The organism is Brevundimonas sp. (assembly GCF_032017145.1).
GTDB lineage: Bacteria > Pseudomonadota > Alphaproteobacteria > Caulobacterales > Caulobacteraceae > Brevundimonas.
Genome location: NZ_DALZQC010000086.1, coordinates 1 through 14,153, shown reverse-complemented (window position 1 = coordinate 14,153; position 14,153 = coordinate 1). Strand labels below are relative to the sequence as shown.

Annotated in this window: 15 protein-coding genes; 8 read left to right on the top strand and 7 right to left on the bottom strand. The window is 68.2% G+C overall.

What is annotated here, in order from left to right; genetic code table 11:
- Positions 1 to 138: 138 nt before the first annotated feature.
- The 3 genes from murJ to RTU05_RS13440 all read left to right on the top strand — a co-directional run bounded on the left by murJ (position 139) and on the right by RTU05_RS13440 (position 3,371).
- Positions 139 to 1,734, top strand: coding sequence for a murein biosynthesis integral membrane protein MurJ (gene murJ, locus RTU05_RS13450; RefSeq protein ID WP_312598872.1), 1,596 nt, complete (start codon positions 139 to 141; stop codon positions 1,732 to 1,734).
- A gap of 123 nt (positions 1,735 to 1,857) precedes the next feature.
- Positions 1,858 to 2,907, top strand: coding sequence for a tryptophan--tRNA ligase (gene trpS, locus RTU05_RS13445; RefSeq protein ID WP_312598871.1), 1,050 nt, complete (start codon positions 1,858 to 1,860; stop codon positions 2,905 to 2,907).
- Positions 2,907 to 3,371, top strand: a complete 465-nt coding sequence (locus RTU05_RS13440; protein ID WP_312598870.1) for an OsmC family protein — start codon at positions 2,907 to 2,909, stop codon at positions 3,369 to 3,371. The genes trpS and RTU05_RS13440 overlap by 1 nt, the downstream gene beginning before the upstream one ends.
- A gap of 191 nt (positions 3,372 to 3,562) precedes the next feature.
- Here the strand turns inward: RTU05_RS13440 and RTU05_RS13435 are convergent, their stop codons facing one another.
- Genes RTU05_RS13435 through RTU05_RS13425 form a run of 3 tightly spaced genes read right to left on the bottom strand, consistent with a single transcriptional unit; the run spans position 3,563 to position 5,793 of the window.
- Complete coding sequence (locus RTU05_RS13435; RefSeq protein WP_312598869.1) at positions 3,563 to 4,468, bottom strand: NAD(P)/FAD-dependent oxidoreductase; 906 nt, start codon at positions 4,466 to 4,468, stop codon at positions 3,563 to 3,565.
- Between the two features lie 4 nt (positions 4,469 to 4,472).
- Positions 4,473 to 4,952 (bottom strand): Rrf2 family transcriptional regulator, encoded by a 480-nt coding sequence (locus RTU05_RS13430; RefSeq protein WP_312598868.1) that lies wholly within the window; start codon positions 4,950 to 4,952, stop codon positions 4,473 to 4,475.
- A gap of 58 nt (positions 4,953 to 5,010) precedes the next feature.
- Complete coding sequence (locus tag RTU05_RS13425) at positions 5,011 to 5,793, bottom strand: dienelactone hydrolase (RefSeq protein ID WP_312598867.1); 783 nt, start codon at positions 5,791 to 5,793, stop codon at positions 5,011 to 5,013.
- Between the two features lie 83 nt (positions 5,794 to 5,876).
- On the opposite strand from RTU05_RS13425, the gene RTU05_RS13420 reads away from it, so the two are divergent.
- The gene (locus tag RTU05_RS13420) at positions 5,877 to 6,497 is read left to right on the top strand and encodes a PadR family transcriptional regulator (RefSeq protein WP_312598866.1); all 621 of its coding nucleotides are present in this window, start codon (positions 5,877 to 5,879) and stop codon (positions 6,495 to 6,497) included.
- Positions 6,494 to 7,303, top strand: coding sequence for a siderophore-interacting protein (locus RTU05_RS13415; RefSeq protein ID WP_312598865.1), 810 nt, complete (start codon positions 6,494 to 6,496; stop codon positions 7,301 to 7,303). The genes RTU05_RS13420 and RTU05_RS13415 overlap by 4 nt, the downstream gene beginning before the upstream one ends.
- Here the strand turns inward: RTU05_RS13415 and RTU05_RS13410 are convergent.
- A complete protein-coding gene (locus RTU05_RS13410) occupies positions 7,290 to 7,940 on the bottom strand; it encodes an alpha-ketoglutarate-dependent dioxygenase AlkB (protein ID WP_312598864.1) in 651 nt (216 codons plus the stop codon). The genes RTU05_RS13415 and RTU05_RS13410 overlap by 14 nt on opposite strands.
- A gap of 326 nt (positions 7,941 to 8,266) precedes the next feature.
- Between RTU05_RS13410 and dnaK the strand changes: the two genes are divergently transcribed.
- From dnaK to dapB, 3 genes are all read left to right on the top strand, one after another.
- Positions 8,267 to 10,174: a molecular chaperone DnaK gene (gene dnaK, locus RTU05_RS13405; RefSeq protein WP_312598863.1), complete on the top strand. Its 1,908-nt coding sequence runs from the start codon at positions 8,267 to 8,269 to the stop codon at positions 10,172 to 10,174.
- A 175-nt stretch (positions 10,175 to 10,349) separates the two neighbouring features.
- Positions 10,350 to 11,552 carry a molecular chaperone DnaJ gene (dnaJ, locus tag RTU05_RS13400; protein WP_312598862.1) on the top strand — a complete coding sequence of 401 codons (1,203 nt, stop codon included), beginning with the start codon at positions 10,350 to 10,352 and terminating at the stop codon, positions 11,550 to 11,552.
- Positions 11,549 to 12,298, top strand: coding sequence for a 4-hydroxy-tetrahydrodipicolinate reductase (gene dapB / locus RTU05_RS13395; protein ID WP_312598861.1), 750 nt, complete (start codon positions 11,549 to 11,551; stop codon positions 12,296 to 12,298). Before dnaJ ends, dapB begins: the two co-directional genes overlap by 4 nt.
- A 76-nt stretch (positions 12,299 to 12,374) precedes the next feature.
- Here the strand turns inward: dapB and dnaQ are convergent, their stop codons facing one another.
- From dnaQ to RTU05_RS13380, 3 genes are all read right to left on the bottom strand, one after another.
- The gene (gene dnaQ, locus RTU05_RS13390) at positions 12,375 to 13,097 is read right to left on the bottom strand and encodes a DNA polymerase III subunit epsilon (RefSeq protein WP_312598860.1); all 723 of its coding nucleotides are present in this window, start codon (positions 13,095 to 13,097) and stop codon (positions 12,375 to 12,377) included.
- Positions 13,098 to 13,103: 6 nt separating this feature from the next.
- Positions 13,104 to 13,754, bottom strand: a complete 651-nt coding sequence (gene coaE / locus RTU05_RS13385; protein WP_312598859.1) for a dephospho-CoA kinase — start codon at positions 13,752 to 13,754, stop codon at positions 13,104 to 13,106.
- Positions 13,751 to 14,153 (bottom strand): NAD(P)-binding domain-containing protein (locus RTU05_RS13380; RefSeq protein ID WP_312598858.1); only part of this gene is annotated, 403 nt, incomplete at its 5' end. The genes coaE and RTU05_RS13380, both read right to left, overlap by 4 nt.

The window sequence follows — 14,153 nt, the reverse complement described above, 5'->3', positions numbered from 1 at the left end:
GCCGGGCGCAAGGTGCGCTCGGCCCGGGCCAGCGCCCGCGACGTCTCCGAACTGGGCCGGCGGGCGCGCAAGCCCGTATCGCCGGGCGAACAAGCGCGCTAAGCGGGATTTGTCTTCCGCGCCCTGTCGAATGTCCGCATGAGCCTCGCCCGCAACACCCTGGTCCAGTCCAGCCTGACGCTGGGCAGCCGAATTCTCGGCTTCGTGCGCGACATGGCCCTGGCGGCGCGGTTCGGCCAGGGGCCGATGATGGACGCCTTCACCACCGCGCTGATGCTGCCCAACATGTTCCGGCGGTTGTTCGCCGAGGGCGCCTTCGCCCAGGCCTTCGTGCCCGTCTATGGCGGCGTGCGGGCGCGCGAGGGTGAAGAGGCCGCCGCCGTCACGGCGTCGGAGGCGCTCAGCTTCATGCTGGCGGTGGTCGCCGGCTTCTGCATCCTGCTGCAGGTCGTGATGCCGTGGATCATGCCGTGGCTGCTGTCAGCCTATCAGGGCCAGCCCGAGGTGCTGCGCGCCGCCGTGATCGCGACCCAGCTGGCCATGCCCTATCTGGCCTGCATGACCGTGGCGTCGCTGCTGTCGGGCGTGCTGAACACCGGCGGCCGGTTCGCCCTGTCGGCGGCCGTTCCGGTCTTCCTGAACCTTTGCACCCTGGCTGCCCTGTTGCCGCCGACGATCCTGCCGATCCCGCAGGAGACGGTGCTGCTAATGGTGACGGCGGCGGTGACGGTTTCGGGCCTGATCCAGGCCGGTCTCTTGTGGTGGGGCGTGCGGCGTCTGGGGGTGAAGCTCAAGATCGGCCTGCCCCGCATCACCCCCAATGTCCGTCACACCCTGGCCCTGGCCGTGCCCGGCGCCCTGGCGGGCGGCGCGCTACAGATCAACTCCCTGGTGTCGCAGTTCCTGACCGGGTCGGACGAGGGGGCGCGGTCGGTGCTGTATAACGCCGACCGCCTGTATCAGCTGCCGCTGGGTCTCGTCGGGGTCGCCATCGGCCTGGCCCTTGTGCCGCGCCTGACCAAGGCCTTCGTTTCCGGCGACCACGAGGGCGGCCAGCGGACCCTGGACGACGGCGTCAACCTGGCCATGGCCTTCACCCTGCCCGCCGCCGTGGCCCTTTTCGTCATTCCCTTCTTCATCATCGATGCGACGGTGACGCGCGGGGCCTTCACCTCCGCCGACGCCAGCCGCACCGCCGATGTGCTGCGCCAGTTCGCCTGGGGCGTGCCCGCCTTCGTCCTGGCCAAGGTTCTGACCCCGCCCTTCTTCGCGCGTCAGGACACCCGTCGTCCGATGATCTTCGCCGTCGCCAGCGTGATCGTGACCGTCATCCTGGGGTCGGGCCTCTTCTTCTGGTTCCGCGCCCAGGGCTGGGACGGGGTGCTGGGCCTGGCCATCGCCACCAGCACCTCGGCCTGGATCAACGTCGGCCTGTTGGGCGGGGTGCTGATCCGCGAGAACAGCTGGCGGCCGTCGCCCGCCTTCCTGTCGCGCTTCGCCCGCGTGGTCGCCGCCAGCGCCATGATGGCCGCCCTGCTGTTCGCCGCCGACGTCTTCTATCCGCAGCTCAGCCGCATCTTCCTGGCCAAGGAGATCGCGGTTCTGGTGGTGTGCGGCGTGGGGGCGGGGCTGTACGGCGTCTGCCTGATGGCCTTCCGCGCCGTCACCCTGTCGGAACTGAAGGCCACCCTGCGGCGTGAGCCGGGCGGCGGCGCGGTCTCCGGTCTGGACTGACCGGGGCCGAACCGATAAGCGCGAGGCCATGATGAACTCGGGCTTTATATTCGACCTGCGATGGCGCGGCTGAACCGCCGTTCCCCTCGCCACGCCTGATGTTGTTTTTCCGAGATTCGATCCATGACTGACCCGACCCCGGCCCCCGCCGCCCCGGCCTACACCGGCCCGCGCCGCATCCTGTCCGGCATCCAGGCCTCCGGCGCGCTTCATCTGGGCAACTACCTCGGCGCCCTGAAGCGGTTCGTCGAGCTTCAGGACCAGGGTGCCCCCGTCTTCGTCTTCGTCGCCGACATGCACGCCATCACCGTCTGGCAGGAGCCGGAAAAGCTGGCGGCCCAGACGCGCGAGATCGCCGCCGCCTATCTGGCCTCGGGCCTCGATCCGGCGAAGTCGATCATCTTCCCGCAGTCGTCGGTGCGCGCTCACGCCGATCTGGCCTGGATCTTCAACTGCGTCGCCCGCCTGGGCTGGCTGGACCGGATGACCCAGTTCAAGGAGAAGTCGGGCAAGCACAAGGAACGGGCCTCGGTCGGCCTCTACACCTATCCCGTGCTCCAGGCCGCCGACATTCTGCTGTACAAGGCGACCGAAGTGCCGGTCGGCGAGGACCAGAAGCAGCATCTGGAACTGACCCGCGACATCGCCCAGAAGTTCAACAACGACTTCAGCGTGCCCGGCTTCTTCCCCGTGCCCGAACCGGTTATTCAGGGGCCTGCGACGCGCGTCATGTCCCTGCGCGACGGGGCGGCGAAAATGTCCAAGTCGGACCCGTCCGACAACAGCCGCATCAACCTGACCGACGACGCCGACACCATCGCGTCGAAGATCCGCAAGGCCAAGACCGACCCCGCGCCCCTGCCCGAGACGCTGGAAGAACTGAACGACCGCCCCGAGGCCAGGAACCTGGTCGCCATCTATGCGGCGCTGTCGGGCCAGACCCGCGAGCAGGTGATGGCCGAGTTCGGCGGTCAGGGCTTCGGCGCCTTCAAACCGGCGCTGGCCGATCTGGCGGTGTCGTCCCTGGCCCCCGTCACGGCGGAAATTCGCCGCCTGCTGGATGACCCCACCGAGATCGACCGTGTGCTGAAAGACGGCGCCGAACGCGCCGCCGAGGTTGCTGATCCGGTGGTCGATGAGGTCAAGACAATCGTCGGCTTCTGGAGGGCGTGATGGGCGTCTATGAGGCCAAGATCATCTGGGAGCGCGGCGACCAGCCCTTCCTGGACAAGCGCTACAGCCGCGCCCACACCTGGGCCTTCGACGGCGGCGCGGTCGTGCCCGGATCGTCCGCGCCGTCCAGCGTGCCCCTGCCCATGTCGGACGCCTCGGCCGTGGACCCGGAGGAGGCGATGATCGCCTCCCTTTCCAGTTGCCATATGCTGTGGTTCCTGGCCTTCGCCGCCAACGCCGGTCTGGTGGTGGACGCCTATTCCGACGAGGCGTCGGGCAAGATTGGCAAGGACGACGACGGCCGCCGCTATCTGGCCGAGGTCACCCTGCGCCCCTACACCCGTTTCAGCGGGCGCGAGCCGGACCAAGCCGAGATCGACGCCCTGCACCACCAGGCCCACGACCACTGCGAAATGGCCCATTCGGTGCGGGCCAGGATCAGCATCGAGGCCCGCCTGGACTAGGGCCAATCGACATTCAGCCCCAAATCGTCATTCCGGGGCGTCCATAGGACGAACCCGGAACCCAGGAAGCTCGCTATCCGGGCGCCGACTACGTCCAGCAACGTCGCCGCAGTCCTGGGTTCCGGGTTCTTCGCTTCGCTCAGCCCCGGAATGACGATCTGAGATTTCCACCCGCTGAATGTCGATTGAACCTAGGCTGTCTCTTCCTCGACCAGCGAGCGGAAGAGGGCGTGGGCCGCCGTCATCCCGTCCGCCGTCGCCAGGGTGATGTTCGACGCCGCCCGCGCCAGATCGCCGGCGGCGAAAACGCCGGGCTGGGACGTCTGCTGAAGCCCGTCCACCTTGACGATGCGGCCCAGGGGCGTGTCGATCATCTCGCAGCCCAGCCGTTCCGCAAAGGGGCTGGCGACGCGGACATTCGCCCCGACGAAGATCGCCTTCAGCGGTATGACCCGCCCATCCGTCAAGCGGGCGCCGGTCAGGGCGGGCGCTTGCCCCTCCAGCGAGGCGATGGGCGTCGGCTCGATGGTCACGCCGCGACGGTCCAGCCGATGGGCGTCTTCGGGCGACAAGGGGTTGGACAGGTCCATGAACAGGGTCACCTGCCCCCATTCGGCGACCGTGACGGCGTACTGCGCCGCGTGCTCGCCCCGGCCCAGCACGCCGATGGGACCGCCCCCGACCTCATAGCCGTGGCACCAGGGACAGTGCAGGGCCGTGCGCCCCCAGCGCTCCCTGACCCCTGGAATATCGGCCAGCACATCCTCGACCCCATGCGACAGCAGCAGGCGCCGCCCGCTGGTCCGCGTGCCGTCCGCGAAGGCGACCGAGAAGCCGCCGTCGATCCGTTCGACCTCAACCGCCTCGGCCGTACGGAAGGCGGCGGTGGGATAGGCCGACATCTGGGCGCGGGCGGCGGCGGCGATCTCGGCGCCCGGCTTGCCGTCCTGGGTCGGGAACCCGTGGGCGCGGACGGCGAAGCGGTTTCTGGGCCGACCGTCGTCGATGACCAGCACCCGGCGGCGCGCGCGCACCAACTGCATGGCGGCGGACAGGCCGGCGTAGGAACCGCCGATGATCAGGGCGTCGTGGGGCATGGGTTCAGGACATGTGACCGTGGGCATTGAGCAGATCCCTCTTTGGATGTTCGGCCATCCGGCGCGAGAAGTCCGCCGCCAGATCGGCCAGGGTGATGTCGTTCAGTCGGGCGACCAGCAGGGCGCGGGCGGCGGCGTAGGTTTCGGCCAGGGCGTCATTGACCGCCGCCTCGACCAGACAGCCGTCGGCCTCGACTGGCGGGGTTTCAGGAAACAGCCCCGGCTCGCCCAGCGCCAGATTGACCTGGCCCAGCGTCACCTGATCCAGCGGTCTGGCTAGCCGCCAGCCGCCGCCGTGGCCCTTCTCCGACGCCACCAACCCCTGTTCGCGCAGGCCCGCCATGGTCCGGCGCACCACGACCGGATTGGTCGACAAACAGGTGGCCAGCATGTCCGAGGTCATCGGCGCCCCGTGCCGCGCCTCATGCTCGGCCATATGCAGCAGGGCGTGAAGAATGTTGGAAAGACGGCTGTCGCTTTTCATGTAACTTCAATTGTTACATGATGGAGGATGCGTCAAGGCATGGCGCCGAGATTCTTTTTCAGGCGTGCGGGGCCACGTCCGTCAGGAAGGCGCCGAAGCGACGCAGCGCCTCCAGCGTCAGCTCCGGATCATGGCGCATGGGCCCGTTGCTGGTGGGCTCGTCAAAGGCGTGGGTGCCCACCGCGACCCAGCTTTCGACCTCGGAACCGCAGTTTCGGATCATGGCGTTGACCCGGTCGGCGTTGCGCACCGTGGTCAGGTGATCGCTCTTGCAGGTGACGGCCAGAACCTTTGGGCAATGCCGCCAGGGCTTCATCCGGTTGAAGGCGAACGGCCCGATATAGGGGTACATCAGCCAGACCGCCTTGACCCCCGACAAGTCCACGTCGCCGGGATTGGAGACGCCCAGCGTATTGGGCGCGCGGTCCGCGCTCATCATCTCCATGATCGACCAGCCGCCGTGGCTCCAGCCGCCCAGAACCAGTTGCGTCTTATCCACATCGGGCCGGGCGGACACGCCCTGGATCGTCGCCAGCACGTCACCCGCCCGCTCGTAACCCCGGAACGATAAGCCGGTGCAGACCGCCGTGAGGGTGAAGGCCCGGCCCCAGCCGCGCGGCCCGTAGGAATCGACGATGAAGGCGCGCCAGCCCGCCGCCCTGGCGACCTCGGCATAGCGCGGCAGGTGATCCCGCAGCCCGCCGCACCCATGGAACAGCAGGACCGCAGGTCGCGGCAGGGCGTCGTCCGGCCCCACGACGGTCATGTGCGGTTCGAGGCGGGCCCAGCGGCGCTTCAGGTCGTCCATCCCTCTTTTACGCCGCAGCTTGAAGGCGAACACCAGCCCCCTTGTGTATTTCGATATTCAGATATATCTAAACGCCGATGAATAGATATATCGAAAAGGAATCGATGATGCGATCCATGGGGATCCTCAGAGGCCGCCGCGACGGATGCGGCGGACATCACGACCGCCACGGCGGTTTCGGCCACGGCTTCGGTCGGGGAATGCGCGGCCCGCGCGGGGCCGATTTCGGACGGGGTTGGGAAGGGCGCGAGGCGCGCGGTCACGGCCATGGCCGGCGCGGCGGCGGCCGTCTGTTCGACCACGGCACGCTGCGCTGGGTGCTGCTGTCGCTGATCGCCGAAAAGCCCAGCCACGGCTATGAGCTGATCAAGGCGGTCGAAACGAAACTGGGCGGCGCCTATTCGCCCAGCCCCGGCGTCATCTATCCCAGCCTGACGCTGCTGGAAGAGATGGGCGCGCTGGAGTCCGAGGCCCAGGGCGGCAAGAAGCTGTACGCCATCACCGAGGCCGGGCGCGCCATGCTGGCGGAAAACGAAGAGGTGCTGAAGGCCGCCGAGGCGACCATGGACAAGTTCGCCGCGCGCGCCATGCGCCCGGCCCCCATCCACGACGCCATCGGACGTCTGCGCCACACCATCCATGCGCGGCTGACCGGCGAAACCGCCCTGACCGAGGCCCAGGTCCAGGCGATCGCCGCCATACTGGCCGAGGCCGCCGACAAGGTGGAGAGGGCATGAGCGACGCGCTTCGCATCACCCGCCGGGTGCGTCACGACCTGAAGTTCCGCCCCCTGACCGTGGCCTCGGTCCAGGACCTGACGCCAGACCTGCGACGCATCGTGCTGGAGGGGCCGGAACTGGCGGGCTTCATCTCGCCGGGGTTCGACGATCACGTGAAGATCTTCCCGGCGGCCGAGGGCCAGGCCCCGATCCTGCCCACCGTGGGACCGGACGGGCCGATCTTTCCCGAGCCGCGCCCGGTGGCCCGCGACTATACGCCTCGCGCCTACGATGCGGCGACGAACCGGCTGACGCTGGACTTCGCGACCGGACACGGCGGGCCGGCGACCAAATGGGCGATGAGGGCCAGGGTCGGCTCGGTCCTGGGGATCGGCGGGCCGCGCGGCTCCTTCATCGTGCCGACCGCCTTCGCCGACCATGTGCTGATCGGCGACGAGACGGCGCTGCCCGCCATCGCCCGCCGACTGGAGGAGTTGCCCGCAGGCGTTCGCGCCCATGTCGTGATCGAGGTCGCCGATGCGGCGTCGCGCCTGGACCTGCACAGCCAGGCCGAAGTCGCCCTGACCTGGGCGACGCGCGACGGCGCACCGCGCGGCCGGGCCGAAACCCTGCTTGCGGCGGTCGAGACAGCCCTGGCCGGGGTCGATCCATCCGACGCCTATGTCTGGATCGCGGCCGAGGCGAACGTGGCCAAGGCTCTGCGAGGCCGGGTGCTGGAGATGGGCTTCTCGCCAAGGACGATGAAGGCGGCCGGCTATTGGCGGCTGGGCGGCGCCGGCGGGGAAAAGATCAACCTGGACTGACGCCGGCCCGTCGCAGCGTCAGGTTCAGCCGCCCGCCGCCGGGTATCAGGCGCGACGACCCGGCCAGCACACGGTCGATCCCATGCCGCGCCAGACGGGCCGGCCCCGTCAGGGCGCAGACGTCGCCGCTGTTCAGCCGGAGGCTGGTTGTGCGTCCGCCCTCGGCCGGGCCGATGCGGAACAGGGCGGCGTCCCCCAGCGACACTGACAGAACCGGCGCCCCGAGATCGGCCTCGTCGCGATCCTGATGAAGGCCCATTCTGGCGCCGTCGCGATAAAGGTTGACCAGACAGGCGTCGGGCGGTTCGGGCCAGTTCACCGTGTCGCGCCACAGGTCCAGCAACACGGGCGGGATCGCGGGCCACGCGCGCCTCGTCGCGGGGTGCGTCGCCTGATACCGATAGCCGGCCCGATCCGAGACCCAGCCCAGCGGACCGAAATTGCTCATCTCTACGGAGAAGGGCCGTCCGCCCGGCGTGATCGGCCGATAGAGCGGCGCCTGCTCGAGCCGCTCGAACACGGCCGCGACCAGCGCCGCCTGCCTCGCCGCGTCGAAGGCGTCCGGCCACAGCCGAAAGCCTTCGACGCCGGTTCCGACCTCGGCGAGTGGAGGTGTAGTCGCTGATCTGATGGACATGGATGCGCGAGCGCGTCTGCGCCTGGCCATTGGTGAAACCTGGTCCGAAATCATAGACCCAGGCGTGCGGGCCGTCATGCCTTGATACGCGCCTTACGGCCGTGGCCGACCCCTTTCGACTTTCATCGTTCTTCGAGCCGAAGGAATCGCAGATCGCCCTTGCGGGGCCGGGGGATTTTCCCATATCGGGGCCAGCTTCGGAGAAACCCCGCGAAAACTGGGGCTATCCGGCCTCTACAACGCCAACCCAACCGGGGGCGGTCACGCGCGGCGCTTCGTCGAAGGCCGCCGCATCGCCCGCTGAACGAGAGAGACAAAGAACGCCCATGGCCAAGATTATCGGCATCGACCTCGGCACCACCAACTCCTGCGTGGCCGCCATGGATGGCAAGACCCCCAAGGTCATCGAGAACGCCGAAGGCAACCGCACGACCCCCTCGGTCGTGGCGATCCAGGACGGCGCCGAAGTGCTGGTGGGCCAACCCGCCAAGCGCCAGGCCGTGACCAACCCCTCCAACACCTTCTTCGCGATCAAGCGCCTGATCGGCCGCAGCTTCGACGATCCGGTGGTCGCCAAGGACAAGGGCATGGTGCCCTATGAGATCGTCAAGGGTCCGAACGGCGACGCCTGGGTGCGCGCCTTCGGCAAGGACTATTCCCCGCAGCAGATCTCGGCCTTCATCCTGCAGAAGATGAAGGAATCCGCCGAAGCCTTCCTGGGCGACAAGGTGACCCAGGCCGTCATCACCGTGCCGGCCTACTTCAACGACAGCCAGCGCCAGGCTACCAAGGACGCCGGCAAGATCGCCGGCCTGGAAGTGCTGCGCATCATCAACGAGCCGACCGCGGCGGCCCTGGCCTATGGTCTGGAAAAGAACGACGGTCAGAAGATCGCCGTCTATGATCTGGGCGGCGGCACCTTCGACGTCTCGATCCTGGAGATCGGCGACGGCGTCTTCGAGGTGAAGTCGACCAACGGCGACACCTTCCTGGGCGGCGAGGACTTCGACCTGCGCCTGGTCGACTATCTGGCCGACGAGTTCAAGAAGGAGCAGTCGGTCGATCTGCGCCAGGACAAGCTGGCCCTGCAGCGCCTGAAGGAAGAGGCCGAAAAGGCCAAGAAGGAGCTGTCGACCACGACCCAGTACGAGGTCAACCTGCCGTTCATCACCATGAACGCCTCGGGTCCGCTGCACCTGAACATCAAGCTGACGCGCGCCAAGCTGGAATCCCTGGTGGACGACCTGGTCCAGCGCACGATCGAGCCGTGCAAGAAGGCCCTGGCCGACGCCGGCCTGAAGGCGTCGGACATCGACGAAGTCGTCCTGGTCGGCGGCATGACCCGCATGCCCAAGGTGCAGGAAGCCGTGAAGGCCTTCTTCGGCAAGGAGCCGCACAAGGGCGTGAACCCCGATGAAGTCGTGGCCCTGGGCGCCGCCGTTCAGGCCGGCGTGCTGCAAGGCGACGTCAAGGACGTGCTGCTGCTGGACGTGACGCCCCTGACCCTGGGCATCGAGACCCTGGGCGGCGTCTTCACGCCCCTGATCGAACGCAACACCACCATCCCGACCAAGAAGAGCCAGACCTTCTCGACCGCCGACGACAACCAGTCGGCCGTGACGATCCGGGTCTTCCAGGGCGAGCGTCCGATGGCGTCGGACAACAAGATGCTGGGCCAGTTCGACCTGATGGGCATTCCGCCCGCACCGCGCGGCATGCCGCAGATCGAGGTCGCCTTCGACATCGACGCCAACGGCATCGTCAACGTCTCGGCCAAGGACAAGGCGACCAACAAGGAACAGTCGATCCGCATCCAGGCGAACGGCGGCCTGTCGGACGCCGACATCGACAAGATGGTCAAGGAAGCCGAGGCCAACGCCGCCTCCGACAAGGTTCGCAAGGACCTGGTCGAGGCCCAGAACGCGGCCGACAGCCTGATCAACTCGACCGAGAAGGCCCTGGCCGAACACGGCGACAAGGTCGGCGCGGACGAGAAGACGGCCATCGAGACCGGCCTGGCCGAGCTGAAGACCGCCCGCGAAGGCACGGACGCCGAAGACATCCGCGCCAAGACCAACACCCTGGTCCAGGCCTCGATGAAGCTGGGCGAGGCCATGTACGCCCAGCAGCAGGGCGCGGGCGAGGGTGAAGCCGCCCCGGCCGACGACGGCGTGGTCGACGCCGAGTTCGAGGACGTCTCGGACACGGACAGCGACGACAAGAAGAGCGCCTGATCCGCAACAGGTCGCTGAAATGATAAGGCCCCGCTTGTCTTGCGATAGGCGGGGTCTTTTCATGAAACTTGCATCATTCGTCCCGGCCCCCATGTCAGCCGGGACACCGTAGTTCCGTCATCGCCCGCAGAGGCGGGGCGGAGCCCGGCAGGGGAAGTATGAGGACGAACGCCCGATGGCGCGTGACTATTACGAGGTTCTTGGCGTCGAACGCACGATCGACGCGCCCGGCCTGAAGGCCGCCTATCGCAAGCTGGCCATGATCCACCACCCCGACCGCAACGGCGGCTCGGAAGAATCCATGGCCCAGTTCAAGGAAGTGTCCGAGGCCTATACGGTGCTGTCGGACCCGAACAAGCGCGCCGCCTATGACCGGTTCGGCCATGCGGGCGTGAACGGCGGCGGTGGCGGCAATCCGTTCGGTCAGGGCCAGCAGGGCTTCTCCGACATCAACGACATCTTCTCCCAGGTCTTCGGGGATGCGTTCGGCGACGCCTTCGGCGGCCGCCAGGGTCGGGGTCAGCAGGGCGGGCCGCGTCGTGGATCGGACCTGCGTTATGATCTCGAGATCACCCTGGAGCAGGCCTACAAGGGCGAGGAGGTCGAACTGGACATCCCCGCCACCCTGACCTGCGACACCTGCGAGGGGTCGGGCGCCAAGCCAGGCACCAAGCCCGTCACCTGCACCACCTGCCAGGGCGCCGGTCGCGTGCGCCAGGCGAACGGCTTCTTCCAGGTCGAGCGCACCTGCCCCCGCTGCCACGGCCAGGGCCAGATGATCGCCGACCCGTGCCCGACCTGCCATGGCCATGGCCAGGTGCGGAAGACCCGCACCCTAAACTTGAAGATCCCCGCCGGCGTGGACGACGGTTCGCGCATCCGCCTGTCGGGCGAGGGCGACGCCGGCCAGCGCGGCGGACCGCGCGGCGACCTCTATGTCTTCATCTCGGTGACGCCGCACGACCTGTTCGAGCGCGACAATCTGGACCTTCTGGTCACCGTACCCGTGCCGATGACGGTGGCGGCCCTGGGCGGCGAGATCGACGCGCCCTGCCTGGTGTCCAGCGCCTGCGACGGCAAGTGCAAGGCCTCGGTCGCCGTGCCCGCCGGCGCACAGACCGGCAAGACCGTGCGGATCAAGGGCAAGGGCATGCCCCATCTGAACGGCCGCAACCGCGGCGATCTGGTGGTCGAACTGTTCGTCGAGACGCCCACCGATCTGACCGCGCGCCAGCGTGAGTTGTTGGAAGAGCTTGCCCTGTCGTTCGGGGAAGGGCAAAACCCCCGCAATTCCAGCTTCGCCGGAAAGGCGAAGCGTTTCTGGGCCGACATCCTGGGCAATCAGGACGCGGACGGGTCGAAAGAAAACGCGGCTTGAGCGCAATCTTCCACGCCGGCATCTCCGGCTATCGCGGTCGGATGGGCCGTGCGGTGTCCCAGGTTCTGGACGCGCGCGAAGACGTGGTGGTCGCCGCCCGTTTCGACTGGGGCGAAACGGCCGACCTGTCGCTGTGCGACGTGATCATCGACTTCTCGACGCCTGACGCCTCGGTCGCCCTGGCTGAAAAGGCGGCCGAGAACGGCGGACCGGCCCTGGTCATCGGTTCGACCGGCCTTACCCCTGAACAAGAGGCCGCGCTGCTGAAGGCGGCCGAGAAGGTCGCCATCGTCAAGAGCGGCAACTTCTCCCTGGGCGTGAACATCCTGATCGGCCTGGTCCAGCACGCGGCCCAGCGGCTGGACGCCCGGGACTGGGACATCGAGATCACCGAGGCCCACCATCGCCGCAAGGTGGATTCCCCGTCCGGCACCGCCCTGATGCTGGGCGAGGCGGCGGCCGAGGGTCGGTTCGCCGACCTGGCCGAGCTGCGCACCGCCCCCTACGACGGCGTGCAGGGCGAGCGAGAGACGGGCAAGATCGGCTTTTCCTCCATCCGCGCCGGGGGGATCGTGGGCGAACACACCGTGCTGTTCGCCTCCGAGGACGAGGTGCTTACCCTCAGCCATTCGGCCATCGACCGGTCGCTGTTCGCGCGCGGCGCCGTCGCCGCCGCCGCCTGGGTCCGCACCCGCCGCCCCGGCCTCTACGACATGCAGGACGTGCTGGGCTTTCGCCAAGCCTGACGTCTGAGGGCGATTATCGCCCTGCTAGGTTCGCGACGCGCTCAATGATCACCCGCGTCATTCCGGGTCGTCTCAGCTATGCCGCGTCTTCCTGAACCGGAAGGCCGTAGGCGTCCCACAGCGAGCGGTCCTTCAGCATCTTGGCCAGGAAGGCGATGTGGGCGGCCTGTTCCTCGGGCGTGGAGCGAGGAGCCAGGGGGCGCGGGCGCGGACCATAGGCGGCGACCTGGACGACCCCGCCCTGACCGCGACCCACCGGCCCCGACGACAGGTCCAGCACCCGCTCCTTGCCGCCGCGCAGCTCCAGATAGACCTCCGCCAGCAGCCGGGCGTCGATCAGGGCCCCGTGCAGGGTGCGCTCGACCAGCGACACCTTGTAGCGTTTGCACAGGGCGTCCAGCGAGTTGGGCATGCCCGGAAACCGGCTCTGGGCCAGTTTCAGCGTGTCGATCCAGCGCGCCTCGCCCGTAATGGGCCGGCCGCAGCGATTATATTCGAAGTCGATGAAGTTCCGGTCGAAGGCCGCGTTGTGGGCGATCATCTGGGCGTCGCCGATGAATTCGATCAGGTCGTCGGCGATCTCGGCGAACTTTGGCGCATCCTTGACCTTCTCGTCGGTGATGCCGTGGACCCGGATCGCATCGGGCGGGATCAGCCGCTCGGGATTGACGAAGCGGTGGAAGGTGCGGCCGGTCGGCAGCAGGTCCTGCAACTCGATACAGCCCACCTCGATCAGCCGGTCGCCCGTCTTGGGGTCGAAGCCGGTGGTTTCCGTGTCCAGAACGATCTCGCGCGCCATGGGCCCTTAATGGGGGCGTTCGGCGTCCGGCGAAAGGGCGGGACGCCCGCGACGCGGAGATATCCACGCCGGATCCAGCACCGCATTGACCACGGCGTCGACCTGGGCGCGGGCGGCGTCTAGACCCTGGCTGGTGTCTATGACGAAATCGCCGCGCGCGCGCTTTTCCGTATCGGGCAGTTGGCGGGCCAGAATGGCATCGAACCGTTCGCGCGTCATGCCAGGGCGGGCCAGCACCCGCTCGGCCTGGATGGCCGGATCGGCCGACACCACCACCACCGCATCCACCCCGGCGTCGCCGCCGGTTTCGAACAGCAGGGGGATGTCCAGCACGGCTAAACGCACGCCCGCCGCCCGCGCGGCCTCCAGATCGTCGGCGCGGTCTGCCGCCACCAGCGGATGGACGATCGCATCCAGCCGTCTGAAGGCGGTCTCGTCGCGCCCCAGGGCCTCGGCCAGGCGCGTGCGGTCCACCGCGCCGTCGACCATCACGCCGGGGAAGGCGTCCTCCACAGCCGCCACGGCCGCGCCGCCGGGGCTGTAAAGCCGATGCACCGCATCGTCGGCGTTCCAGACCACGGCGCCCCGGTCGGCGAACATGGCCGTGGTCGTCGACTTGCCCATGCCGATGGAGCCGGTCAGGCCGATCAGGATCATACGACCTCTCCCAAATGGTTCAGCACCCGCTCGCGCACGTCGGTTTCGGGAACCGGGCGGCCGAAGATCGCCTCGAACGACGGGCGCGCCTGACCGATCAGCATGGCCAGACCGTCGACCCCGACCAGACCACGCGCCCGGGCGGCGGCCAGCAGCGGCGTCTCCAGCGGGCGATAGGTCATGTCCATGACCACCGTGTCCGCCTCCAACCGCCCGACATCGAGATCGGGCCGGACGCTCAGCGCATTGACCACCAGGACGGCGTCGGCGAAGGCGTCCGCCGCCTCAACCACCGTCACGCCCGCGCCGAGATCACTGGCCAGGCGTTCGGCCCGGTCGCGAGAGCGATTGAGGATGCGGACCTCGGCCCCGGCCGCCGCAAGGGCGCCCGCCGCCGCG

Coding starts and splice junctions, on each gene's coding strand:
- murJ (WP_312598872.1), top strand. CDS start 139: ATGAGCCTCGCCCGCAACACCCTGGTCCAGTCCAGCCTGACGCTGGGC.
- trpS (WP_312598871.1), top strand. CDS start 1,858: ATGACTGACCCGACCCCGGCCCCCGCCGCCCCGGCCTACACCGGCCCG.
- RTU05_RS13440 (WP_312598870.1), top strand. CDS start 2,907: ATGGGCGTCTATGAGGCCAAGATCATCTGGGAGCGCGGCGACCAGCCC.
- RTU05_RS13435 (WP_312598869.1), bottom strand. CDS start 4,468: ATGCCCCACGACGCCCTGATCATCGGCGGTTCCTACGCCGGCCTGTCC.
- RTU05_RS13430 (WP_312598868.1), bottom strand. CDS start 4,952: ATGAAAAGCGACAGCCGTCTTTCCAACATTCTTCACGCCCTGCTGCAT.
- RTU05_RS13420 (WP_312598866.1), top strand. CDS start 5,877: ATGGGGATCCTCAGAGGCCGCCGCGACGGATGCGGCGGACATCACGAC.
- RTU05_RS13415 (WP_312598865.1), top strand. CDS start 6,494: ATGAGCGACGCGCTTCGCATCACCCGCCGGGTGCGTCACGACCTGAAG.
- RTU05_RS13410 (WP_312598864.1), bottom strand. CDS start 7,940: ATGTCCATCAGATCAGCGACTACACCTCCACTCGCCGAGGTCGGAACC.
- dnaK (WP_312598863.1), top strand. CDS start 8,267: ATGGCCAAGATTATCGGCATCGACCTCGGCACCACCAACTCCTGCGTG.
- dnaJ (WP_312598862.1), top strand. CDS start 10,350: ATGGCGCGTGACTATTACGAGGTTCTTGGCGTCGAACGCACGATCGAC.
- dnaQ (WP_312598860.1), bottom strand. CDS start 13,097: ATGGCGCGCGAGATCGTTCTGGACACGGAAACCACCGGCTTCGACCCC.
- coaE (WP_312598859.1), bottom strand. CDS start 13,754: ATGATCCTGATCGGCCTGACCGGCTCCATCGGCATGGGCAAGTCGACG.